Origin of the sequence: Acinetobacter sp. YH12097, from assembly GCF_013419225.1 — a bacterium.
GTDB classification, from domain to species: Bacteria; Pseudomonadota; Gammaproteobacteria; order Pseudomonadales; family Moraxellaceae; genus Acinetobacter; species Acinetobacter amyesii.
Genome location: NZ_VPAN01000001.1, coordinates 78,112 through 100,444, shown reverse-complemented (window position 1 = coordinate 100,444; position 22,333 = coordinate 78,112). Strand labels below are relative to the sequence as shown.

22 protein-coding genes are annotated in these 22,333 nt (G+C 41.1%); 11 read left to right on the top strand and 11 right to left on the bottom strand.

Features of this window, described 5'->3' with window-relative positions:
* Positions 1-113 precede the first annotated feature (113 nt).
* Positions 114-1,196, bottom strand: coding sequence for a putative zinc-binding metallopeptidase (locus FTU37_RS00435; protein ID WP_180123568.1), 1,083 nt, complete (start codon positions 1,194-1,196; stop codon positions 114-116).
* A gap of 447 nt (positions 1,197-1,643) precedes the next feature.
* Here FTU37_RS00435 and FTU37_RS00430 point away from each other — a divergent pair, with 447 nt between their 5' ends.
* The 3 genes from FTU37_RS00430 to FTU37_RS00420 are packed head-to-tail and all read left to right on the top strand — an operon-like array spanning position 1,644 to position 3,312.
* Complete coding sequence (locus FTU37_RS00430) at positions 1,644-2,084, top strand: CopG family ribbon-helix-helix protein (protein WP_078190923.1); 441 nt, start codon at positions 1,644-1,646, stop codon at positions 2,082-2,084.
* Between the two features lie 11 nt (positions 2,085-2,095).
* Entirely contained in the window at positions 2,096-2,293 is a 198-nt protein-coding gene (locus FTU37_RS00425; protein WP_180123567.1) for a hypothetical protein, read from the top strand.
* Entirely contained in the window at positions 2,290-3,312 is a 1,023-nt protein-coding gene (locus tag FTU37_RS00420; protein ID WP_180064196.1) for an ABC transporter substrate-binding protein, read from the top strand. Before FTU37_RS00425 ends, FTU37_RS00420 begins: the two co-directional genes overlap by 4 nt.
* A 96-nt stretch (positions 3,313-3,408) precedes the next feature.
* Here the strand turns inward: FTU37_RS00420 and FTU37_RS00415 are convergent, their stop codons facing one another.
* The gene (locus FTU37_RS00415) at positions 3,409-4,077 is read right to left on the bottom strand and encodes an epoxyqueuosine reductase QueH (protein ID WP_180123661.1); all 669 of its coding nucleotides are present in this window, start codon (positions 4,075-4,077) and stop codon (positions 3,409-3,411) included.
* Positions 4,078-4,225: 148 nt separating this feature from the next.
* Complete coding sequence (locus tag FTU37_RS00410) at positions 4,226-4,666, bottom strand: Rrf2 family transcriptional regulator (RefSeq protein ID WP_180116982.1); 441 nt, start codon at positions 4,664-4,666, stop codon at positions 4,226-4,228.
* Positions 4,667-4,773: 107 nt separating this feature from the next.
* On the opposite strand from FTU37_RS00410, the gene FTU37_RS00405 reads away from it, so the two are divergent.
* The 5 genes from FTU37_RS00405 (at position 4,774) to FTU37_RS00385 (ending at position 9,853) form a co-directional block, all read left to right on the top strand.
* Positions 4,774-5,661, top strand: coding sequence for an NAD(P)/FAD-dependent oxidoreductase (locus FTU37_RS00405; RefSeq protein WP_180116979.1), 888 nt, complete (start codon positions 4,774-4,776; stop codon positions 5,659-5,661).
* A gap of 473 nt (positions 5,662-6,134) precedes the next feature.
* A complete protein-coding gene (locus tag FTU37_RS00400) occupies positions 6,135-7,124 on the top strand; it encodes a putative oxygenase MesX (protein ID WP_180123566.1) in 990 nt (329 codons plus the stop codon).
* 79 nt (positions 7,125-7,203) lie between these two features.
* Positions 7,204-8,232, top strand: coding sequence for a methionine synthase (locus tag FTU37_RS00395; RefSeq protein WP_180123565.1), 1,029 nt, complete (start codon positions 7,204-7,206; stop codon positions 8,230-8,232).
* Positions 8,233-8,337: 105 nt separating this feature from the next.
* Positions 8,338-8,832 (top strand): flavin reductase, encoded by a 495-nt coding sequence (locus FTU37_RS00390; RefSeq protein WP_180123564.1) that lies wholly within the window; start codon positions 8,338-8,340, stop codon positions 8,830-8,832.
* A 220-nt stretch (positions 8,833-9,052) separates the two neighbouring features.
* Positions 9,053-9,853, top strand: coding sequence for a sulfite exporter TauE/SafE family protein (locus FTU37_RS00385; protein ID WP_180123563.1), 801 nt, complete (start codon positions 9,053-9,055; stop codon positions 9,851-9,853).
* Positions 9,854-9,993: 140 nt separating this feature from the next.
* On the opposite strand, the gene FTU37_RS00380 is transcribed toward FTU37_RS00385, so the two are convergent.
* The 7 genes from FTU37_RS00380 to FTU37_RS00350 form a co-directional block, all read right to left on the bottom strand.
* Positions 9,994-10,323 (bottom strand): multidrug efflux SMR transporter, encoded by a 330-nt coding sequence (locus FTU37_RS00380; protein ID WP_180073918.1) that lies wholly within the window; start codon positions 10,321-10,323, stop codon positions 9,994-9,996.
* Positions 10,324-10,330: 7 nt separating this feature from the next.
* Complete coding sequence (locus FTU37_RS00375) at positions 10,331-11,212, bottom strand: hypothetical protein (protein WP_180123562.1); 882 nt, start codon at positions 11,210-11,212, stop codon at positions 10,331-10,333.
* The gene (locus FTU37_RS00370) at positions 11,209-12,225 is read right to left on the bottom strand and encodes an isopenicillin N synthase family oxygenase (RefSeq protein ID WP_180123561.1); all 1,017 of its coding nucleotides are present in this window, start codon (positions 12,223-12,225) and stop codon (positions 11,209-11,211) included. The genes FTU37_RS00375 and FTU37_RS00370 overlap by 4 nt, the downstream gene beginning before the upstream one ends.
* Positions 12,226-12,306: 81 nt before the next feature.
* The gene (locus FTU37_RS00365; protein WP_180123560.1) at positions 12,307-13,188 is read right to left on the bottom strand and encodes an ABC transporter ATP-binding protein; all 882 of its coding nucleotides are present in this window, start codon (positions 13,186-13,188) and stop codon (positions 12,307-12,309) included.
* Positions 13,188-14,132, bottom strand: coding sequence for an ABC transporter permease (locus FTU37_RS00360; RefSeq protein WP_180123559.1), 945 nt, complete (start codon positions 14,130-14,132; stop codon positions 13,188-13,190). Before FTU37_RS00360 ends, FTU37_RS00365 begins: the two co-directional genes overlap by 1 nt.
* 187 nt (positions 14,133-14,319) lie before the next feature.
* Entirely contained in the window at positions 14,320-15,021 is a 702-nt protein-coding gene (locus FTU37_RS00355) for a Sir2 family NAD-dependent protein deacetylase (RefSeq protein WP_180123558.1), read from the bottom strand.
* Positions 15,022-15,128: 107 nt separating this feature from the next.
* Positions 15,129-16,064: a LysR substrate-binding domain-containing protein gene (locus tag FTU37_RS00350; RefSeq protein WP_180123557.1), complete on the bottom strand. Its 936-nt coding sequence runs from the start codon at positions 16,062-16,064 to the stop codon at positions 15,129-15,131.
* A 309-nt stretch (positions 16,065-16,373) separates the two neighbouring features.
* On the opposite strand from FTU37_RS00350, the gene FTU37_RS00345 reads away from it, so the two are divergent.
* From FTU37_RS00345 to FTU37_RS00335, 3 genes are all read left to right on the top strand, one after another.
* Positions 16,374-17,531, top strand: a complete 1,158-nt coding sequence (locus FTU37_RS00345) for an acyl-CoA dehydrogenase (protein WP_257225205.1) — start codon at positions 16,374-16,376, stop codon at positions 17,529-17,531.
* A gap of 209 nt (positions 17,532-17,740) precedes the next feature.
* The gene (locus FTU37_RS00340; protein WP_180123556.1) at positions 17,741-19,168 is read left to right on the top strand and encodes an MFS transporter; all 1,428 of its coding nucleotides are present in this window, start codon (positions 17,741-17,743) and stop codon (positions 19,166-19,168) included.
* 51 nt (positions 19,169-19,219) lie between these two features.
* Positions 19,220-20,458, top strand: coding sequence for a CaiB/BaiF CoA-transferase family protein (locus tag FTU37_RS00335; protein WP_180123555.1), 1,239 nt, complete (start codon positions 19,220-19,222; stop codon positions 20,456-20,458).
* A gap of 296 nt (positions 20,459-20,754) precedes the next feature.
* On the opposite strand, the gene FTU37_RS00330 is transcribed toward FTU37_RS00335, so the two are convergent.
* Positions 20,755-22,107, bottom strand: coding sequence for an 8-oxoguanine deaminase (locus FTU37_RS00330; RefSeq protein ID WP_180123554.1), 1,353 nt, complete (start codon positions 22,105-22,107; stop codon positions 20,755-20,757).
* Positions 22,108-22,333 lie beyond the last annotated feature (226 nt).

Below are 22,333 nucleotides of genomic sequence, written 5' to 3'. Positions count from 1 at the left end.
TCAATCCTAGAAAATTACTACGTATGTATCCTTTCAAACTAAGCTAATGTTCGAATGCTGTGATACCGAAAAGTTGATTTGAGATTCAAACACTGTCACGTGTTAAATTTAATCTAATTGTGCTGCTGATTTTTTAAGGTCATATTGAGCAATTTATGATGAATGAATCTAAGTTTATCCAATACCGGATTCGACAACGTAAATGGATAAGCATCATCTAAGCCCATGCTGCGGTTCAACGCATTTAAATTAAAGGTCAAGGTCATCCAGTGTTGCAGCAATAGGTCAAAATCCTGAGCGCCAATCGGGTTCTCTTTCAGTTCTAAATTATTCAAATCTGACTTATTGGTTTTGACCACTAATCCTGCATAGTAGGCGGTTTCAAGAGTGTCCATCATGTGCAAATAATGCGCCCATGTTTCCGCCCAATCTTCCCAAGGATGCGTACTGGCATAGGAACTAACATAGTAATCCGCCCAATTTTGCGGAGCACCGTCATTATAATGACGTTTCAAAGCTTCACTATAATCTTGTCGTTCATCACCAAACAGTTCTCGAAATTCCTCAATCAGTTCAGGGTGTAAATGTTTGATCAAATCAAAATAATAATGACCACTTTCATGTCTAAAATGACCTAGAAGTGTACGGTAGTTTTCACCCATTTTTATACGCGTTGTTTCGCGGTAAATCACATCTGCTTCACTGGCATTCAAGGTAATAATTCCATTGGCATGACCGGTCATAACAGGTGTATTTTCTGTTGGCATCAGAAAATCAAAACGAAGTCCAAAACGGTCATCTTGGCTGCGTTTAGGACGCGGCATGGTATTGAGCTGCTGCATTAAATACAAAAAACGCCGTTTAGCATGTTCCAATCGTGCCCAGTACACAATATGGTCTGGGTTATCTAAGTTGGGAATGGTGTGCGTGAGCAGGCAAGACTCACAATAAATTTCCTCACTGTCAGCAGGCACCATCCAGTTACATATCTGATGATGCTGATAATTATGACAAGGTTTAAAGCGTTTTCCCTTTATTTCAGGATTTAACGCAAGCCACAGCGTAGTGCTGTGCTTTTCAAAACAGCCCATTTGCTTTTCAGAGGCAATATAACCCAGCGCAGTCTGACAATTGACACAGTGTGAATTGGCAAAAAAGATTTGGTTAGAACATACCGCGCAGCTGAAATACTTCATAGGCGTTGAGTGATGAATAGAATGATCAATCAGTATAAATGATGTTCAATGTTGATGAAATAAATTGAACTTCGAGTTTGTTGCATGTCGGTCAATGCTCTTGCTTAAGAACAACGACCTTTAGAAATAGTCTTTCATCAAATAATACATCGCAGCAATAGTGCAAAGGGGTCTCGATGAGTGCATTTATTGCACAAATCATGAACAGTAAAATCTAAAAGAAAGTTAAGAGTCCCAAAAAACGATCATTTTTCATGTTCCTCACTTGGCACAGTTTCTGCATTTCTATCGATATTACGAAATAAATGTTTTGTATTACTCAAACAGGAGATGCATATGAACCGCCATCAATCTGCAACATTTCTGCATCAATTAAAGCAGTTTTTTATTGAGCTACTGAGCGCCCGCGCGGGTTTCTATATTCAGCAAAAAAAATAAGGAAAAACAGTGCCTAAACAAAAGCTGGCGCGTATCAGTATTACAGTGCCTGAAAAAACAGTCGATGCTTTGGATCAAAAAATTGTCGATCAGCATTATGAAAGCCGTTCTCAGGCCATTGTAGACATGATCAATAAGCATCTGATTGCCGATCAGGAGCAGCGCAACGAAGTGATGGTTGGCACATTTACCTTACTTTATGACGCAAGTAGTACGGCGCTACGTATTCAGCTTTTAGATTTACAGCAGCAGTTTTTAGAACAAGTAGTGAGCTCGCTGCATATTCAACTCGATGACCACAAAATTTTAGAAGTCATGATTCTGCAAGGCGTCAGTTCAGAGCTCAAAGTTATCAGTCAGCATTTTTCAGCACTTAAGGGTGTGATTAAAGGACATTTGGAGTTGATGGACGCTGTGATGCCGCCAATTCCGCAAAATGCAAAGAATTAAGGAGTTTTAAAATGGGCCAATTATATCGATCACAAGGTCAGTTTAAAGACCAAGTGACAGACCAACAGCAAGCACATACTAATGCAGCCAACCATAGACCAAATCGTACAAAACGCCATGCTCAATCTGTCAGCAATCCGAATACATCATCGTTTTTGAACACCAATACCAAATTTAACTGTAATGCCATCGGGGAAATCTCACTATGATCAAAAAAGCCTGCTTATCTGCATCCGTTGTGACCGCTATCTTACTAGGTGGCTGTGACAATACGGCGAAAACACCTGAACCAAACGCGCAAGCAGAAGGCACAGTCAATACAAAAGCCATCACAATTGGCTATAGCGACTGGCCTGGTTTTGTCGCATGGCAAGTTGCTATTGAAAAAGGCTGGTTGAAAGAAGCCGGTGTCAATGTGGACTTTAAATGGTTTGATTATTCAGCTTCATTATCTGCATTTGCGGCTAATCAGTTGGATGCTGTTTTGGTCACCAATGGCGACAACTTAGTCACGGGTTCTGGCGGCACGAAAGGCGTCATGATTATGGCGACGGACTATTCTGCGGGTAATGATGTCATCATTGCTAAAGATGGCGTCAATAGCCTTGCCGATTTAAAAGGAAAAAGTGTCGCGACTGAAAAAGGCTTGGTTGATCATTTGCTTTTAGCGACGGCTTTGGATGATGCAAAAATTCAAGCTTCTGAAGTGAAGTTGGTCAACACCATGACCAATGAGCTGCCACAAGTATTTGCAAGTCCTGATATTGCAGCGATTGCCGTGTGGCAACCGGTCGCAAATCAAGCTTTGAAAGCGGTAGCAGGTTCTAAAATCATTTATACATCGAAAGATAAACCCGGTCTGATTTACGACACATTAACCGTCAACATGACGCATTTATCTGCCAACAAAGAAGAATGGAAAAAAATCATTCAAGTTTGGGATAAAACGGTTAAATACATCAACGACCCTGCAACGCATGCCGATGCAGTGAAAATCATGTCAACCCGAGTTGGTGTTGACCCTGCACAATATGAACAGTTTATTGGAGGCACACATTTATTGGACTTGGCTGCCAATAAACAAGTCTTTAAAAAAGGTACAGGATTTGATTCACTTTATGGCTCGAGTTATCACGTGAACAAATTTAATGTTGCCAATGGCATTTATAAAACCGAAATGGATGTCGATGGATCAATCTATCCAACGTTGGTTGAAGAACTGAAATAAGTTGAAATATAGCTAAAAAAAGCCCTGAATGATGTAAAAATTTCAGGGCTTAACAACATCAAATTAATATCAATGAAAGATAGCGAAGTGCAGAACTTAAGCTTCCTCATCCATCGCATTGGAATAAAACTTCACCCCTAATTTTATTCGGTCACGGCCTTGGCTCATGCGCCAGCGATTGGTATCGCGCAGTGAATAGACACAGCCGCAGTATTCCTGCTGATAAAATTCTTCTTTTTTACTGATTTCCAGCATACGTACAGCACCGCCATTTTTACGCCAGTTATAGTCCCAATAGGTTATTCCGTCATAATGTGAAGCTGAACGATGCCCGCAGTCATTAATCTGCTGCATATTTTTCCAGCGTGAAATACCCAATGAACTGCTGATTAGGCTAAAGCCATGTTCTGCCGCATATAATGCAGTACGTTCAAAGCGCATATCAAAACACATGGTACAGCGGAGGCCTTTCTCAGGTTCATTTTCCATGCCTTTGGCGCGTTCAAACCAGTTGTCTGTGTCGTAGTCACAGTCTATAAACGGAATGTTGTGTTTTTCTGCAAAGCGGATATTTTCCTCTTTACGGATTTCATATTCTTTGACTGGATGAATATTGGGATTGTAGAAAAAGATCGAAAAATCAATACCTGATTCAATTAAAGTTTCCATGACTTCGCCAGAACAGGGCGCACAGCAAGAGTGTAATAAAAGCTTGTCATGACCTGTTGGGAGCGTCAGTTTCTGACGTTCAAGTTTGTTAGACATCATAATCGTAAGGTTTAAATCTAAACCTTATATTTTAGCGATTCATGGACATTTCAAAGCCCGAATATGCTGATTTTTTCTAAGGTGGAGCTGAGTCAGATTCAGTATAGCGACTTAAAATTGAAATCAATTTGAAGATGCATTTATTTTATTTAGTGTTCATCTGCTGATTCCATTCAATCTGAAAATCATGCGCCAATTGGTCTAATTGAGTTGCTTTAAGGTTTTTAATCAGCACTTCTTGCGCTTCAAAAAAGACATGATCAAGTGCCCGATTGACCACCAGTTCTACCAAGCAATCTGGCTGCATATTTTCATTGCCAATGGCGAAAATAGAAGGTTCACCGACAGCAAGGTAAATGTCATACAGCGAAATGTCATGCAGAGGTTTAATCAAACTCCAGCCGCCACCAGGGCCTTTCTCAGAATCAACAAATCCATGTTTTTTTAAGCCAGACATGGTTCTACGCACCACAACAGGATTTGTTTCCAGCATTTCGGCAATCTGATCTGAAGTGAAAGGCTTATTTTCACGTGCCATGTGCAGCAGGACATGCAGCATTCGTGAAAGTTTACTGTCTTTACGCATGAGGAAATAGATGATTAGGGTAATTAATAGATTGTAACATTAAAAGTTTCTTATAAGCATATTAAGTGATATAGTAACTTTTAAAGTTACATATAGGCATTATGAATATGAATTATGAAGTTGTGATTATTGGTGGTAGTTATGCAGGGCTTTCTGCAGCTTTACCTTTAGCACGTGCGCGCCGCCGTATTTTAATTATTGAGGCAGGGCAACGTCGTAATCGTTTTGCTGAACATTCACATAATTTTTTGACGCAAGATGGCCGATCACCAAGTGCTATTGCAGCAGAAGCTAAAGCACAATTAGAAAAGTATTCCACGATTTCATGGCTTGCTGAAACGGTTACAGATGTAAAAGCGCTTGATGGAAAATATTTAATTGTTGCAGGTAATCAGCACATTCAAGCTGAAAAAATGATTATTGCCACTGGCGTACGTGACGAATTGCCTAAAGTTGATGGTTTGGCCGAACGTTGGGGGAAATCTATTTATCACTGCCCATATTGTGATGGCTATGAACTGAATTTAGGTGAAATTGGTATGTTGGCTTCGGGTATGCATTCATTGCACATGGCGTTGATGTTGCCAGATTGGGGCAATACTACTTTATTTTTAAATGATGCAATTGCAGTAGATCAATTGGATAATGAGTTATTAGCGAAGCTTTCTAAACGTCAAATACAGATCGAAACGCGTAAAATTGACCATATTGAAGGTCATTGTGATGTTGTAATGGCAGATGGTGAACGAATTAAATTGAATGGCTTATTTGTTTCGACTGTTACTCGTCTGCAATCGAACTGGATTCATCATTTAGGTTTAGAAATCGACTGTAATGAATATGGCGAGGCCATTAAAACTTCGCCAGCAAAAGAAACAAATGTCAAAGGAATTTATGCTTGTGGTGATGTCACACGTTCAGGCGGTTCAGTTGCTTTATCCGTAGGTGATGGGGCAATGACAGGGATTGTCGTGCATAAATCTTTTATTTTTTAAAGTGTTGACAGAGCAATTTACAAATATAGGGCAAGTATCTAAATGATAAATTTGGGTACTTGTACCTAAATATAAGAAATGAAAATCCAGTTAATGATTTGATCTTTTCTCAGTTTAAGCTGAGTTTAATTCACTTAGAATAATAAATAGCCACATTCTAAAAGTGGACATTCTTATCAATCAGCTTCATTTAAACATCAAAAAATCAGCAGAATGCTGATATGAATATGCATTTAATAAAATCATAAAGTATTGTTTATACAAAGGTTAATTTAAGTTTATTCTACGGGTTAGTCAGTTTTAAAGTGCGCTCATTGAGCTAAATTGAAATAAATTCATCTTATAAAATTACCAAACATGAATTTAACTCACTTTGTATTGAGGTTAAATCATTTTTATTCATCTTAAGATTCACGTATAAATTACTCCATACAGAAATTTTGATTATTTTAATTTTAGGGTAGTGAATCTCCATGAGTAATAAATTTGCATGTTCAATCAAACGTATCCGCTTTGATGAAAACTATAAACCAGCTGACAATACACGTCTAACAACGAACTTTGCCAATTTGGCACGCGGCGAACACCGTGAAGAAAATTTACGCCGTACTTTGGCAATGATTAATAACCGCTTCAACACTTTGGCCAGCTGTGATAACCCAAATGCGGATCGTTATTCACTTGAAATTGACATTATTTCTGCTGAGCTGGATGTAGAAGGCAACGGTCAAACTTTCCCGTTTATTGAAACTTTAAAAAGTACCATCATCGACCATAAAACCAATGAACGCATTGAAGGCATGATTGGCAACAGTTTTTCTTCGTATGTACGTGACTATGACTTCAGCGTAGTATTACCAGCACTCGGTTGCAAATTCAATGAAAAACCTGAAGATTTTGGCGATTTGCACGGCAAGCTTTATCAACACTTGATCAATTCAGAAGTATTCAAAGCTGAATTTAAAAAACAGCCTGTGATTTGCTTAAGTGTTTCAACGACAAAAACTTATTACCGTACTGCAAATGTACATCCGATCTTAGGTGTGGAATACACCAATGATGACCATTCACGTACCGATGACTATTTTGCAAAAATGGGCTTAAGCGTTCGTTACTTCAAACCTGAAAATGCGACTGCACCATTGGCATTCTATTCAGCAAATAACTTGCTTAGCGACTATACAGATTTCGAACTGATCAGCGCGATCAGCACCATGGAAAGCTTCCAAAAAATCTACCGTCCTGAAATTTACAATACCAATGCGACAGCAGGTTTAGTGTATCAACCAAGCTTAAGCTTTGGCGATTACTCATTAACCCGTATTGTGTACGACCGTGTTGAACGTGGCCAGTTGGCGGTTAAACAGGGCAAATGGACGGAAGAGAACTTTATCCAGCCATATCAAGACATTTTGAATGAGTGGGCTGCTAATTTTAGTATTGAAAATGCAGATGCAGCTTAATTTTAAAACACGTAAATAGATGAAACCGCGGGTGAGTTAAAACACCCGTTTAAAAGAAAATAGAGATAGAAGATCGAATATGGCCATTTTACTCCCAACTTCAACTGCTGGCAGCTTACCTAAACCATCTTGGCTGGCTGAACCTGAAAAATTGTGGTCAGCATGGAAACTTGAAGGCGAAGAATTATTAGATGCAAAACGTGATGCGTTGAAATTATCTTTGCATGAACAAATCCATGCAGGCATTGATATTGTCAGTGATGGTGAACAAACCCGTCAGCATTTTGTGACCACATTTATTGAACATCTTGAAGGGGTAGATTTCGAAAAGCGTGAAACGATGCGTATTCGTAATCGTTACGATGCGAGTGTCCCGTCTGTGGTGGGCGAAGTATCGCGTAAGAAAGCAGTGTTTGTTGATGATGCAAAATTCTTACGCAGCCAAACCAATCAGCCGATCAAATGGGCACTGCCTGGCCCAATGACGATGATTGATACTTTGTATGATGGTCATTACAAGAGCCGTGAAAAATTGGCTTGGGAATTTGCTAAAATCCTGAATCAAGAAGCGTTAGAGCTTGAAGCGGCAGGCGTAGATATCATTCAATTTGATGAGCCTGCGTTTAACGTATTTTTTGATGAAGTCAATGACTGGGGTATTGCGACCTTAGAGCGTGCGCTTGAAGGTTTGAAATGTGAAACTGCTGTTCACATTTGCTATGGTTATGGCATTAAAGCCAATACCGATTGGAAACAGACTTTGGGTAATGAATGGCGCCAATACGAAGAATCATTCCCGAAACTGCAGCAATCGAAGCTCGATATCATCTCACTTGAATGCCAAAACTCTCGTGTACCAATGGATTTAATCGAACTCATCCGCGGTAAAAAAGTGATGGTTGGCGCAATTGATGTAGCAACCAATCAGGTTGAAACAGCAGAAGAAGTAGCCAATACATTACGCAAAGCATTGCAATTTGTAGATGCCGACAAGCTATATCCTTCAACAAACTGCGGTATGGCGCCTTTACCTCGCCGAGTGGCGCAAGGCAAACTAAATGCGTTAAGCGCAGGCGCTGCCATTATTCGCCAAGAATTGACTGCATAAATTCGAGCTGACTCAGTTTCATGTAAGGGCAAAAAGGAAAATTAAATTCCCTCTTGCCCAAACCTGAGAAAGAGATAAGCCATATAGACCATTGAGATTGAAGAGATGATTGAAGCAACTGATTTTAGAAATGCAATGTCTTTATTGACGACTGCAGTCAACGTGATTACGACTGAGGGCGAAGCAGGCATGCATGGATTTACAGCATCAGCAGTATGCAGTGTGACAGATACACCGCCAACTTTGCTGGTTTGTATGAATCAATCATCTCGTTCTCATGCGCATTTTCTTGAAAATAAAGTTCTGTCTGTCAATGTTTTGGGCGCACAGCATGAGCAAATTTCCAATGCTTTTGCTTCAAGCAAATTCAGTTCGGAAGAGCGGTTTAAATTGGGTTCTTGGACTGTATTAGAAACAGGTTCACCAATACTCAAAGATGCTTTGGTCAGTTTTGACTGTCAGATTGAACAGATTCAAGAAGTGGGTACGCACAGTGTGTTTATGTGCCGTGTGGTCGCAATCAAGCAAAGTCAGCAGGAAGAGAGTTTGGTGTATTTCAACCGTGCTTATCATGCTGTAGGTCAAGTGGAGTTGGCTTAATCACTTCGTGATTTATTTTTAATCAATATTAGATTTCTTGCCAAAGTCAAAAAACATTCAGAATGTGATTTTAAATGAGTAACTAAAAGTTGCTTCTCCCTTTGTGATGAGGAGCATGTTCCTCATCCTTTAAAAAAGGAGAGGGAACATTCATTATTCACCGAATGATAGTACATATTTGATTTATACAAGATTTCTCTTCATTTTAAATCGGTATATTGTGGAACTCATTACTTTCTTAATTATTGGTGCATTTGCTGGTTTTGCTGCAGGGCTGTTTGGCGTCGGTGGCGGTACTATCATTGTGCCTTTGCTCTATATTGTTTTTAGCCAAATGGGCTATAGTCCCGATGTGATTATGCATTTGGCGCTCGGCACATCTTTGGCTACGATTGTGGTGACATCGATCAGCTCCTTGATGGCGCACAATAAAAATGGCGCTGTGATTTGGCCTGTATTTAAAAATTTAGCTCCGTCTATGGCGATTGGCTGTTTTGCAGGCGCGGGCATTGCAGGCTGGCTGTCAGGTTTGCATCTGCAAATGATTGTCGGTGTGTTTTTACTTTGGGTGGCTTATACCATGTTTATGGGAGCAAAAAAGCCAGTCGATCCAAATAAAACACTACCATCTACAGCTAAACAAATTGTAGCAGGTTCGGGTATCGGCGTTGCATCGGCCATCTTCGGGATTGGCGGCGGCAGTATTTCGGTGCCGTATTTAACGGCAAATGGCGTGGTGATGCAAAAAGCGGTCGGGACGTCTGCCGCTTGCGGTTTACCTATTGCCATTGCTGGCGCATTAGGTTTTATGTTCTTTGGCATGCAGCAGCATGTTGAAATTCCAAATACCATTGGCTTTATTCATATCTATGCCTTTTTGGGCATTAGTGTGATGAGTTTCTTTACGGCTAAATATGGCGCGAAAACTGCGCATGCGCTTTCACCAGCAGTACTGAAAAAATGTTTTGCTGTGCTGTTATGTATTGTTGGATGCTTTTTTCTAGTGAAAGGCATTTTATAGAAGCCGACAGATTATAGTTTATTCATTCGAAAAGTATGCTCTAGTGTGCAACAGCTAGCTAGAGTATTTTTATCTATAGCAATTTAAGTCTTTAAAATTTCAGAAATATTATTTAAAAACTACATTTCAAAACCGACATTTTAAAGCTCTGTGCTTTTAGAAAAAATATTGATAATCACAATACCCAATAAAATAAAGGCCAAACCAATCATGGCAGGTAGGTCTAAATTTTGTTTAAACACAAACCAGCCCACGCATGAAATAAGCACAATGCCTGCAGCCGACCACATGGCGTATGCCAATCCCATAGGAATCGATTTAAAGGTCAAACCTAAAAAGAAGAGCGCAATGGCATAGCCCAATACGGTAAAAATAATAGGTACTAGTTCGGTAAAGCCATTACTGGCTTTTAAGGCGGATGTAGCAATCACTTCGGCAATGATTGCAATGAGCAAATATATAAACGACATTGATTTCCTATAGGCATTCTACTGCATGGTGCAAGAGGTGCTGTTTTTCATTTCGTAACCAATCTGTGCTTTCTGTCGTGGTATCAGTGTGATGCTGAAATGCATAATGTGGAACATAAATATCCACCTCGAACATCAGCTGTACTGCTTGACCATTAATAATTACGTTTTGCTTTAAATGTGTTTCATCAATAACTTCAAAATGATCAAAGTTAAGCACTTGATTTTGCTGAGATGAAGTCGTTGTATAGTGCTTATGCAGACCATCTACAGCGATGGAAACTTCAAAGCTTTCAATCACCGTTTTATACATAGTAGGTGCAGATGATATGTCGATGCTGGCAACTGTTTGCTGATCTGTAGGTAAACGGCTCAGTGCAAAGGCCACATACTTATCACAAATAATTAAACCACCATCCATCGGCAATGGTTGATGACTTTCTACATCGAGGGCTGACTTCAACCGCAGGCCTAAAAATAGCCCTTCATGAACTTGCTGACGCCAGTCTTCGACATACACATTGCTTGGAGAGAATTCTAAAATACAGTTGCCAATCGCATGCAGTTTGGCAGGTTCTGGCCATTGCACATGATTTTGATAATTTGAGTGTGCTTTAACATCCCAAGACAATAATTGCTGTTCAGCATCCCAAAGAGTGTTGCCAATCCAGCCTTGACGCTCATTTACTGGCGTATTTTCTTGGCTTTTTAAACGTAGATCGATGGTGAAACTACGTGACTGAAACCAATACACAATGGTTTTTTCATCCGTTAAACCATTTGAAAAACTAATGCTTTTACGGCGAAAAGCACCATACAAATAGTCTGGAATAGGACCTGAAACCTCTTGGCTGGCTGGAAGCTGTGCTAAAGCCTGAAATAGATTCATGCGCTTGCTCCTTGTACTTCTGTATTTTCATCCATACCAAATGATGACAAAGGCACAGCATTTCTTAGACTCAGCTCTCCTGAAGCGATACGTTTTTTGAGATAACTAAAGGTTTGCGCGGTTTGATTAAATAAATGTTCACCACCAATTAAGGGCTGATATTTAGGCGCTTCAGTTGAATGTACTGGCTCAATGATCGTGTCGTAATTGCAGGCGCAGAATAAGGGGAAAGAGTAGCGTTCTTCAGAGACTTTTTTAACACGGTGTTTGGTGGCCAAATATTTGCCATTCGACAAAATTTCCATCATGTCGCCAATATTCATCACCAAGGTATTTTCAATCAATGGAATATCCATCCATTCACCTTGTTTATTTAGTACCTGCAAACCTGGTGCAGTCGGTAAGAGCAGTGTAAAGCACTCATAATCTGTATGCGCGCCAATACCTTCGGCATCTTTCACTTCAGGGTTATAGGGATAATGGATTAGACGCAGTTGGCTGGTCGGATGGGTAATTTTGCAATCAAAAAAATGCTCATCTACATTCAATGCTAAAGCAAAGGCCTGAAAAATCTGCTCGCTAATACTGCGTAAATGGCAGTAATAATCACTGACGGTACTTTTAAATGTGGCATCATTTGGCCATAACGTAGGGCCAAGCAATGGAAATGCCGTAGTTTCGCCGTGATAATCATAATTGACGTCATAGGCTTCTTTTAGGTCGTAGCTGTTGCCTGAAAATTGTTCTTCACCAATTGGTACATATCCACTGTGATTTTTCGACAGCCCAATATAGTGTTGCATTTTACTGGCGGTATCTTGTTGGAAATAACGCTTTGCCACCTGAATTAGTGATGTCGCAAAATCAAAATTGAACTGATCACCCTTTAAATATAGAAAACCAACATCTTTACAGGCTTGATCCAATGCAGAGGCTACTTCTAAGCGTTCTGACAGTACCGTACTTTGCATTTTTGAAATATCAACAAGTGGCAAAATATAAGATTCATTCATCTTCAATTCCTATAATGTTGGCCGTCCAACGCTGTAGTACATCATTTAGGCCGTCCTAAAGATGAAGAGGGATTAATCCAGTTATTTTTGTGTACTGACTTGGGTCATACGCGGAATTTTCGGTAAGTTCTCCATTGCAGGGTCGAGCTCGTCTTCCTGTGCATGCACCAAGAAATCTACCCGTTCGCGCAGTTGTTTAAATTCAGGACTCAGCATGAGTTCAGGATTACGAGGACGGGGTAAATCGACCTCAATAATTTCTTTAATTTCACCAGGATTGGCTTTGAGCGCTACAATACGATCCGCCAATAAAATGGCTTCATCCATATCGTGTGTCACAAAAATGATGGTGATATCAATGTTTTGCCAAAGATCCATTAAATGTTTTTGCATTTTTTGACGGGTATGCGGGTCAAGCGCGCCAAAAGGCTCATCCATCAATAATATTTTGGGTTCATTGACCAATGCGCGGGCAATCGCAACGCGCTGTTTCATCCCACCAGAAAGCTGATGCGGGTACTGATCTTGGTATTTTTCTAGACCAATAATATCAATCCATTCGCGGGCGCTGGATTCAGCCGAAGCATTGCTGGCACCTTTCATTAAAGGGCCGAACATCACATTTTCTTTGACTGTTTTCCATGGAAAAAGCGTGTAGCCTTGAAACACCATGCCACGCTCAGGGCTTGGGCCTTCAATCGCTTGGCCATCGACCAGCAATTCACCGCTACTGTAAGGATCAAGACCAGCCACAATTCGGCTAAAGGTCGATTTACCGCAACCCGATGGGCCAATCACGCAGATAAATTCACGTTTATGAATCTTTAAATCCAACTGATTTAAAATAGTGCGTTCAGTTTTGCCGTGCTTAAAACTTTGTGTAAGTTTTTTTGCTTCTAAAAGGACAGGTCGCGCATAAATTGCATCGAAATAAGAGGTGGCATTAAATTCTGTGCTGTTCATTATTTTGCTCCTGCTTTCCATTTAAATAGACGTTGTCCGAGTTTCATTAGCAGCACATCGCATACCAAACCAATCACTCCAATGATGAGGATCGCGGCATAGACATTGTCAAAATTTTGGTAACGCGCTTGTTGGGTAATAAACCACGTAATCCCAGAGGTTGTGCCAATCAGTTCAGATACGATCAGATAAGTCCAAGCCCAGCCCAGCAATACACGTAAGTCGCGGTAAATGTCGGGAAGCGCCGTCGGAATCACCACATGAAATAAGCTTTTCAATTTATTGGTACCCAGCGTAAAACCTGCTTCGATCAGGCCCCGGTCAACCATCCGTGTGGTATTGGCAATAATTAGAATTTGCTGAAATAGCGTACCAATCACAATAATGGCGATTTTAGGTGCATCATTAATGCCTAAAATCGCAACGGCTAAGGCACCAAAAGCAGGAGCAGGCAAGTAGCGAAAAAACTCAACGAAAGGTTCGGTCAGTTGTGATATTTTTTGAGAAAAACCGCAAAGAATACCGAGTGGAATTCCGATGAGAGAGGCAATAAAAAAAGCGCTGAACACAATTTTAATACTGTGCCATAAGCTTTGATGAAACCATGGGGCATCAGGTTGGGCAGGCGGAGTAATAAAGGCCGTAACCAGCGCTTTTGCCACTTCATGCGGTGCAGGTAGATAGATTGGATTGACCAGTTTGCCTTGAGGTGGCGCTAAACCTGCATTGACCGCAGATTGCGCTTCGGCATAAAACACCGCTTTGTCGACACGGCTATCCACCTGAAAATAAGGCACACTGCCAGACTGCGTAATTTGCACCTGCGGATGCCATAAAAATGGCAAATAACTCACTGCACACCAAATAAGCACAGGAATTAAAAATGATCCTAAGCCAAGCAATAGCTTACTTTTTGGACTGAGCTCTCTTGCGACATAACCCATACTGACCAAGCCCCAATATTACTTTTTTAATAAAACGTAATACCGTTAAGCAATTTGAATGCCAAACGCGTGTATGCCGTGATTTATTGGTCTTATGCCAAGTTAGATAGGCTATAAACAGCAAAAAGCCTGCAAAAGTAGAAGGCGATATCATTTTTTTGATCGATACTGATGCCAAAATGTACTTTTATGGCGCAAGCAATTGCAAAAAAAGTTTTTTCATTCCTTCACTCGCACCCGCTTTAATCAGTTGATACTGCTCAGGTACACGCTGATAATCTGCTTTCGGGTCGATATAAAATGCACGGCAGTTGGCTGGGATTTCGTGAATCAATCCAGCCACAGGATAGACAGCCAGACTCGTACCAATCACAATAAAAATATCTGCTGTTTGCACACTCACACTTGCATCTTCGTAGGCAGGAACTGCTTCGCCAAACCAGACCACATGTGGCCGTAAAGGATATCCTTCAGGGCATTTATCAGTATCTAAGTTTAAATCAGCACCTTCAATGGGAAACAATTCCTGCGTATATTGCGCCTGAGGGCCAGAGCTTTTTGCGTAACGAATATTTCCATGCAGATGTAGTACATTTTGACTGCCTGCACGTTCATGTAGGTCATCAATATTTTGAGTAATGACTTGTACATCAAAAAAATCATCGAGTTCAGCAATTAATTTATGCGCTACATTTGGCTCTGCGGCTAAAATATGTTTACGGCGTTCATTATAAAAACGCTGTACTAAAGAAGGGTCACGTGCCCAAGCTTCAGGTGTGGCCACATCTTCAATACGATGCTGCTCCCAAAGACCATCACTATCACGGAAGGTATTGATGCCGCTTTCTGCGCTAATGCCGGCACCTGAAAACACCACAATTTTTTGCATAGATGATATTTAGCCTTATATTTTAATTGATGAGTCCATTGCGTACGGTTGCATGTATTGAACGAATAATTCAGCGAATTTACTGTACTCAAAATATAGCGATTACTTCAACTTAGCTGATGCAATTCTTGTAGCACCCAATCGACAAATTTTTGTATTTGCGGTGAACTGTCTTGGCTCGAATGGACTAAATAATATTTTCGGCTACCGTGCAGTTTTTTATTTGATGCAATCACCAATTCTTTTTTTCTCAGTTCTGCTTCAATCAGCATTTGTGGAATCAGTGCCATACCCATGCCATGACTGGCTGCCACAGAAAGCATAGAAAATAGTTCATGTCGCTGACCATCAAATGGTTTGGAATGCTGAAGCTGATGGGCTTGAAACCATTCTTGCCAAATACTTGGACGGGTGGTTTGCTGTAATAAGGGCAATTGAAGTAACTCTTCATCGCTTAAATTAAAACTGTGATCATCGGTCATTTCCGCAAGTGGAAAGTTGTTTTCAATCAATTTGGGGGAACAAACGGGAACCACTTCTTCATCCATTAAATAATGCGCTTGAATGCCCGGCCAATGCTCAATTTGCTGTTGAGTTCCTGCAAAAATCGCCGCGTCAAAGACATTTTCATTAAACAAAAAAGGTTTGGTACTGGTTTCCAAATGTACGGTAATTTCAGGATGCTGTGCATTTAATTTATGTAATTTTGGCAACAGCCAACGTGTGGCAAACGTTGGCACAACGCCCAGCTTTAAAGTACCGCCCAATCCTTTGTGCGTCATGATATCTGAGGTGCTTTTTTCGATGCCTTGCAAAAAAGGTTTAAGACTTTTTGCATATTGCTTGCCTGCTTCTGTGAGATCTACACCGTGACGTGTTCGGCTAAATAGCATGACACCTAAATATTCTTCAAGCTGTTGAATTTGGCGTGACACGGCACTTTGTGTAATAAATAACTCTTGAGAAGCATGCGTATAACTTGCGTGTTTCGCAGCAGATTCAAAGCAAATTAAGCTTTGCAATGACGGAATATTGCGCCGCATAGATAAAGTCCTTTTTATCGATAGGTATCACAAAATGGCATATAAGAATGATTTTCATATACCACTATAGTCTATAAATAAAGCAATCCGCAGTTCAAATCAGTGGCTAAAGTGCTTAACACGCTGTGAGCCAAGCTTAGGTATGCGAAAGGCGCATATCTACATGCAAATTAATCGTTTGAATGAATCACTTTTCACACATAGCATCAAATAAAACAACGAAAACCTGAAAAAGCAGAGGATGCGATGAATCAAATGGTCAATGTAAAAAAGGCAAAAGTACAATTTAACTGACAAGACCCGTTTCTTTTGGAACAGCAATTAACTGAAGAAGAACGCATGATTCGCGATACTGCGCATGCATACTGTCAAGAGCATTTACAGCCACGTGTACTGGAACAATTCCGCCATGAAAAAACCGATGCATCTATTTTCCGAGAAATGGGCGAACTTGGCTTACTTGGCCCAACGATTCCAGAGCAATACGGCGGCGCAGGTCTAAACTATGTTAGTTATGGTCTCGTTGCGCGTGAAATTGAATATGTGGATTCTGGCTACCGCTCAATGGCCAGCGTTCAAAGTTCTTTGGTGATGGTGCCGATTAATGAATTTGGCTCTGAAGAGCAAAAACAGAAATACCTACCAAAACTGGCAACAGGCGAATACATTGGCTGTTTTGGTTTAACTGAACCAGATCATGGCTCTGACCCAGGTAGCATGATTACTCGTGCAAAAAAAGTCGAAGGTGGCTATCGTCTCACGGGTGCAAAAATGTGGATTACCAACAGCCCAATTGCCGACGTGTTTGTTGTTTGGGCGAAAGAAGTATCGCATGAAGGCAATGTAGGTGACATTCGTGGTTTTATTTTGGAAAAAGGCTGGGAAGGGCTATCAGCACCAGCGATTCACGGTAAAGTTGGCTTACGTGCATCGATTACCGGTGAAATTGTCATGGACAATGTTTTTGTCCCTGAAGAGAACGCTTTTCCAGAAGTACGTGGTTTAAAAGGTCCATTTACCTGTCTAAACAGTGCACGTTATGGTATCGCTTGGGGCGCAATGGGCGCAGCTGAATTCTGCTGGCACACAGCGCACCAATACACCATGGACCGCAAACAGTTCGGTCGACCATTGGCGGCGAATCAGCTGATTCAAAAGAAATTGGCGGATATGCAAACTGAGATTGCCTTGGGGCTACAAGCTGCGCTTCGCTTTGGACGTATGAAAGATGAAGGTTTAGCTGCAGTAGAAGGCACATCACTCATTAAACGTAACAACTGTGGCAAGGCTTTAGATATTGCCCGTGTTGCGCGTGACATGATGGGTGGTAACGGCATTTCTGATGAGTTTGGTGTTGCCCGCCATCTGGTCAATCTCGAAGTCGTCAACACGTATGAAGGAACGCATGATGTACATGCACTGATCTTAGGTCGTGCGCAAACAGGCATCGCGGCTTTTAGTAACTAATTGAATTATATATCGATAAGGTGCTCTACATAGAGTGCCTTAGAGACTTTTTATGCAAAAATAAACTTAATCAATAAAGGATTCATCGTGAAACACTCTTGTAACTCTGTGTAATAGCCTGAGCAGTGATGAAATAAAAAGAATAAAAAAGGCAAATGTGCAGACATAGGAATGCCGATGACTCATTTGGGAAAATGAGGAACAAGGAAATGAATAACGAAATGCAAAACGGAGCAGGAACGCTCAAATTGCCTTCTAACGTGGGCACGATGCATCGTATTACAAGCAACACTTGGAAAATGGCTTTTATTTTTGCCTTTATTTCTTTGGTGATTGATGGTGTAGACATCATGTTGCTGTCATTCAGCCTGACCAGTTTAAAGGCTGAATTTGGTTTAAGTACATTTCAAGCAGGAATGCTTGGTAGCTCATCTTTAGCAGGGATGGCGCTGGGTGGTATTTCTGGTGGATGGGCGTGCGATAAATTCGGTCGTGTGAAAACTATTGCTTGGTCGGTAGTATTTTTCTCAATCATGACCTGTATTTTAGGCTTTACCCAAAGCTATGAACAATTTTTAATTTTACGTTTTATTGGCGCATTTGGTTTGGGCTCACTTTATATGGCGTGTAATACGCTGATGGCAGAATATGTACCAACCAAATACCGCACAACAGTACTCGGGACTTTGCAAACGGGTCAAACCGTGGGGTATATCGTTGCAACGCTGATGGCGGGTGCCATTATTCCAGATCATGGCTGGCGCATGCTATTTTATGTCACCATTATTCCTGCTGCTTTTGCCCTTATCTTTATGCGTTTTGTTCCTGAACCAAAATCTTGGCAGGAAGCAAAAATTGAGCAGCTAAAACGCCGTGAATTAAAACTTGAACCTGTACAGCAGCAAGCTGCAGTCAATCAAAATGCACCTTCTGAAAGTATTAATAAACGTATTTTTGGACATACCAATCATCGCAAAATGTTCTTCTTTTGGATGTCGACCGCTGCATTTCTACAATTCGGTTATTACGGTGTTAACAACTGGATGCCAACGTATCTAGAAACTGAACTCAGCATGAACTTTAAAGCCATGACAGGCTATATGGTAGGTGCATATACCGCCATGATTCTGGGTAAAATTTTAGCCGGCTATGCCGCTGACAAGTTCGGACGTCGTATTACCTTTGTGTTTGGTACGGTAGCTACGGCAGCATTTTTACCGATCATCATTTTCTATAACACACCAAGCAACATTGCCTATTTACTCGTAACTTTTGGTTTCTTATACGGTATTCCATACGGTGTAAATGCAACTTATATGGCAGAAAGTTTCTCTACGGATGTGCGCGGAACAGCCATTGGCGGTGCTTACAATATGGGACGCTTAGGCGCAGCCATTGCACCTGCAACCATTGGTATGATTGCCGCAGGCGGATCATTCACTATGGCCTTTATTGTGATGGGTGCTGCGTACTTTATTGCAGGTATTATTCCAGGCTTGTTCATTCGTGAACGTCAATATGACCCGCAGCAAGCATCACTTTCTTCAGATGCGGAAAAAGAAAAACTGGCCAGTTTAGATATACATGTAGCTGATGCAGAGCAAAAAGCGTCTGCAAAAACTGCAACAGTAAAATAATTAAAAAGATCTGTGCCATAGCTCAATCCTATGGCACATCTGGAGTGAACTATGGGTGCATTAAAAGGAATTCGTGTATTGGACTTAAGCCGTGTTTTGGCCGGTCCTTGGTGCGGTCAAATATTGGCTGATTTAGGTGCAGAGGTAATCAAAATTGAGCGTCCTAAAGTGGGTGATGATACCCGCATGTGGGGACCACCTTGGATGCCTAATCAGCAAGGTCACGCGACGAAAGAATCAGGCTATTACCAATGTGCGAACCGTAATAAATATTCTGTAGCCATTGATATTGCTAGTGAAGAAGGACAAGTGCTAGTCCGTGAAATTGCCCAAACGGCAGATGTCGTGATTGAAAACTACAAAGCAGGTTCACTGGCCAAATATGGTTTGGACTATGCATCGCTCAGTGCGCTTAATCCAAATATCGTATATTGCTCAATTACAGGTTTTGGTCAGGATGGGCCACGCGCGGAAGAACCGGGCTATGACTTTATTATTCAAGGTATGTCAGGTTTGATGAGTATTACTGGTGAATCTGATGATGTAATCGGTGGAGGCGCACAAAAGGTGGGGGTCGCTGTGGTCGATATTCAGACCGGACTGTACTCAACGATTGCCATTCAGGCGGCATTGTTGGCGCGGCAGCATACAGGCCGTGGTCAATATATTGATATGTCCTTACTAGACGTACAGGTGGCGGCTCTGGCCAATCAAGGCATGAACTATTTGACCTCGGGTAAAGCACCCAAGCGTATGGGAAATAATCACCCGAATATTGTGCCGTATCAAACTTTTAAAGCCAAAGATAAGGAATTTATTATTGCCTGTGGTAATGACAAGCAATTTAAAGACTTGTGTATTGCGATTGGCTATACAGAACTACTGGATCAGCCGAACTATTTACGTAATCAAGATCGGGTAAAGCACCGTGAAGAATTAATTCCATTATTGAGTGCCTATTTTCTCACTCAAGATGCTCAAGTTTGGGTCGATGCGATTCATGCGGTAAAAGTGCCAGTCGGTGTAATCAACTCTGTAGAAGACGCATTAAATGAACCACAAATTCAACACCGTCAAATGGTGGTGAATATTCCACATGCTTTAAATCATGATTTTAAAGTGATTGGATCACCGATGAAATTATCTGATACGCCTGTGGAATACCGTCATGCACCTCCACAGTTAGGGCAGCACACGACAGAAATTTTGTCCCAATATAGAACTGAAGCTGAATTAAATGAATTGGCTGCACAAGGTATTATTGATCAACTCAATCATCCTGCAGCTTAAAACTCCCTAATTTAATTTTGGAATAGACCTCGTGCATAAATCATTTTTTGAACTTTTAAAATTCATGTTTTAAATTCCCTTTCCTTTCAGGAGAGGGTTAGGGAGAGGTTAAAGTCCCTTATCCTCTTACGGAGCATGCTCCTCATCCCAAACGGAGATGAGGCTTTCATTGTCAATTTAAGTACCGATTAATGATTATTTTTTGCTTTTTGAAAAAGCACTAATATTTGGGCATTAAAAGTATCGCCAAAATTAAAAGTTTAGACCGAAGGACTCCAATACTTCGGTCTTTTTGATCATGCCGCAAGTAAGGCTTTTGCAGCTACGCGGTGTTTGGCCTGCAGTTCATCGACATCAACATTAACCAAGCTTTGATTTTTGACGACCCAATCGCCTTTGACCATGACATGTTCAGCACGATCTGCACCACAGAGTAGCAAAGCCGCGATCGGATCATGCGAGCCTGAAAAACGTATGTCATCTAATCGGTAAAATGCAAAATCAGCTTGGAAACCTTCAGCAAGTTGTCCTAGGTGTTGCTCACGCCCCAACAGCTGTGCAGAGCCATGTGTTGCCCAGCGCAAGGCAAGTTCAGGTGTGATCTTTTCTGCACCATATTTTAAGCGCTGCAAGTACATAGCTTGACGCGCTTCAAGGAGTAGGTTTGATGCATCACCCGACGCTGAGCCATCTACGCCTAAACCAATTTTGCTTCCTGCTTGGGTTAAATCGAGTGTTGGACAGATACCAGAAGCCAAGCGCATATTAGAATGTGGGCAATGACAAATCCCTACTTTGGCTTGTCCCAAACGTCGAATTTCATCGGCATTAAAATGAATGCCATGTGCCAACCACGTACGTTCATTTAGCCAACCCACACTTTCCAGATAGTCGACGGTGCGCATGCCAAAGTTCTGTAGACAGAAATGTTCTTCATCTATGGTTTCTGCCAAATGCGTGTGTAGACGCACATCCAGTGCTGCTGCAAGTTTGGCACTTTCACGCATAATGTCTTGCGTCACTGAAAAAGGCGAGCAAGGTGCAAGGGCAATATTCACCATGGCGTCTTCCTGCCGTTGATGATACTTCGATACCAAACGTTCAGAGTCTTTTAAGATGATGTCCATGTCCTGAACGGTATGCTGCGGAGGAAGACCGCCGGCATCTTCACCTAAACTCATCGAACCACGAGTAAGCATCACTCGTATACCTAAGTCTTGTGCTGCATTGACTTGTACATCGATGGCACGGTTCAGTTGATTTGGAAATAAATAATGATGATCCGCAGCGAAGGTACATCCCGAAAGTAATAATTCTGCTAAAGCCACTTGAGTCGCCAAGTGTAATTGCTCTGGGTTTAATTTGGCCCAAATTGGGTACAAAGTTTTTAGCCATGGAAATAATGGTGCATTGACCACGGGTGCCCACGCACGTGTCAGTGTTTGGTAAAAATGATGATGGCTATTGATCAGGCCTGGGAGCATGACCAAATCTTTTGCATAAAATATTTCGTCATAAGCTTGACGGGGCAGCGCATTTAGCCCAACCAGCTCAATAATTTTTCCTTGAGAAATCAGTACACCACCACGAGCGTCCTGATCATTGGCAGTAAATACCGCAAGCGGATTTTTTATCCATACTATAGTCATAACAAAATCCTGATCAAAGAAAACAATGGATTTTGAGCAATTTCCATACCACTGAAATTTTAAAAAATGCAACTTAAAGCTGATTTCAGCAATATTTAGGCTATATGCCTATAAATTAATTATAAAAAACATGTGTTTACATAAGAATGATTTTTCTGTTCTAATTTTTAGAAAGAATCTTCAAAAACTTAGCAATAGACCAAACAGTTAAAGCAACTTATTTATT

Coding starts and splice junctions, on each gene's coding strand:
- FTU37_RS00435 (WP_180123568.1), bottom strand. CDS start 1,196: ATGAAGTATTTCAGCTGCGCGGTATGTTCTAACCAAATCTTTTTTGCC.
- FTU37_RS00425 (WP_180123567.1), top strand. CDS start 2,096: ATGGGCCAATTATATCGATCACAAGGTCAGTTTAAAGACCAAGTGACA.
- FTU37_RS00420 (WP_180064196.1), top strand. CDS start 2,290: ATGATCAAAAAAGCCTGCTTATCTGCATCCGTTGTGACCGCTATCTTA.
- FTU37_RS00415 (WP_180123661.1), bottom strand. CDS start 4,077: ATGTCTAACAAACTTGAACGTCAGAAACTGACGCTCCCAACAGGTCAT.
- FTU37_RS00410 (WP_180116982.1), bottom strand. CDS start 4,666: ATGCGTAAAGACAGTAAACTTTCACGAATGCTGCATGTCCTGCTGCAC.
- FTU37_RS00405 (WP_180116979.1), top strand. CDS start 4,774: ATGAATTATGAAGTTGTGATTATTGGTGGTAGTTATGCAGGGCTTTCT.
- FTU37_RS00400 (WP_180123566.1), top strand. CDS start 6,135: ATGAGTAATAAATTTGCATGTTCAATCAAACGTATCCGCTTTGATGAA.
- FTU37_RS00395 (WP_180123565.1), top strand. CDS start 7,204: ATGGCCATTTTACTCCCAACTTCAACTGCTGGCAGCTTACCTAAACCA.
- FTU37_RS00390 (WP_180123564.1), top strand. CDS start 8,338: ATGATTGAAGCAACTGATTTTAGAAATGCAATGTCTTTATTGACGACT.
- FTU37_RS00380 (WP_180073918.1), bottom strand. CDS start 10,323: ATGTCGTTTATATATTTGCTCATTGCAATCATTGCCGAAGTGATTGCT.
- FTU37_RS00375 (WP_180123562.1), bottom strand. CDS start 11,212: ATGAATCTATTTCAGGCTTTAGCACAGCTTCCAGCCAGCCAAGAGGTT.
- FTU37_RS00370 (WP_180123561.1), bottom strand. CDS start 12,225: ATGAATGAATCTTATATTTTGCCACTTGTTGATATTTCAAAAATGCAA.
- FTU37_RS00365 (WP_180123560.1), bottom strand. CDS start 13,188: ATGAACAGCACAGAATTTAATGCCACCTCTTATTTCGATGCAATTTAT.
- FTU37_RS00360 (WP_180123559.1), bottom strand. CDS start 14,132: ATGGGTTATGTCGCAAGAGAGCTCAGTCCAAAAAGTAAGCTATTGCTT.
- FTU37_RS00355 (WP_180123558.1), bottom strand. CDS start 15,021: ATGCAAAAAATTGTGGTGTTTTCAGGTGCCGGCATTAGCGCAGAAAGC.
- FTU37_RS00350 (WP_180123557.1), bottom strand. CDS start 16,064: ATGCGGCGCAATATTCCGTCATTGCAAAGCTTAATTTGCTTTGAATCT.
- FTU37_RS00340 (WP_180123556.1), top strand. CDS start 17,741: ATGAATAACGAAATGCAAAACGGAGCAGGAACGCTCAAATTGCCTTCT.
- FTU37_RS00335 (WP_180123555.1), top strand. CDS start 19,220: ATGGGTGCATTAAAAGGAATTCGTGTATTGGACTTAAGCCGTGTTTTG.
- FTU37_RS00330 (WP_180123554.1), bottom strand. CDS start 22,107: ATGACTATAGTATGGATAAAAAATCCGCTTGCGGTATTTACTGCCAAT.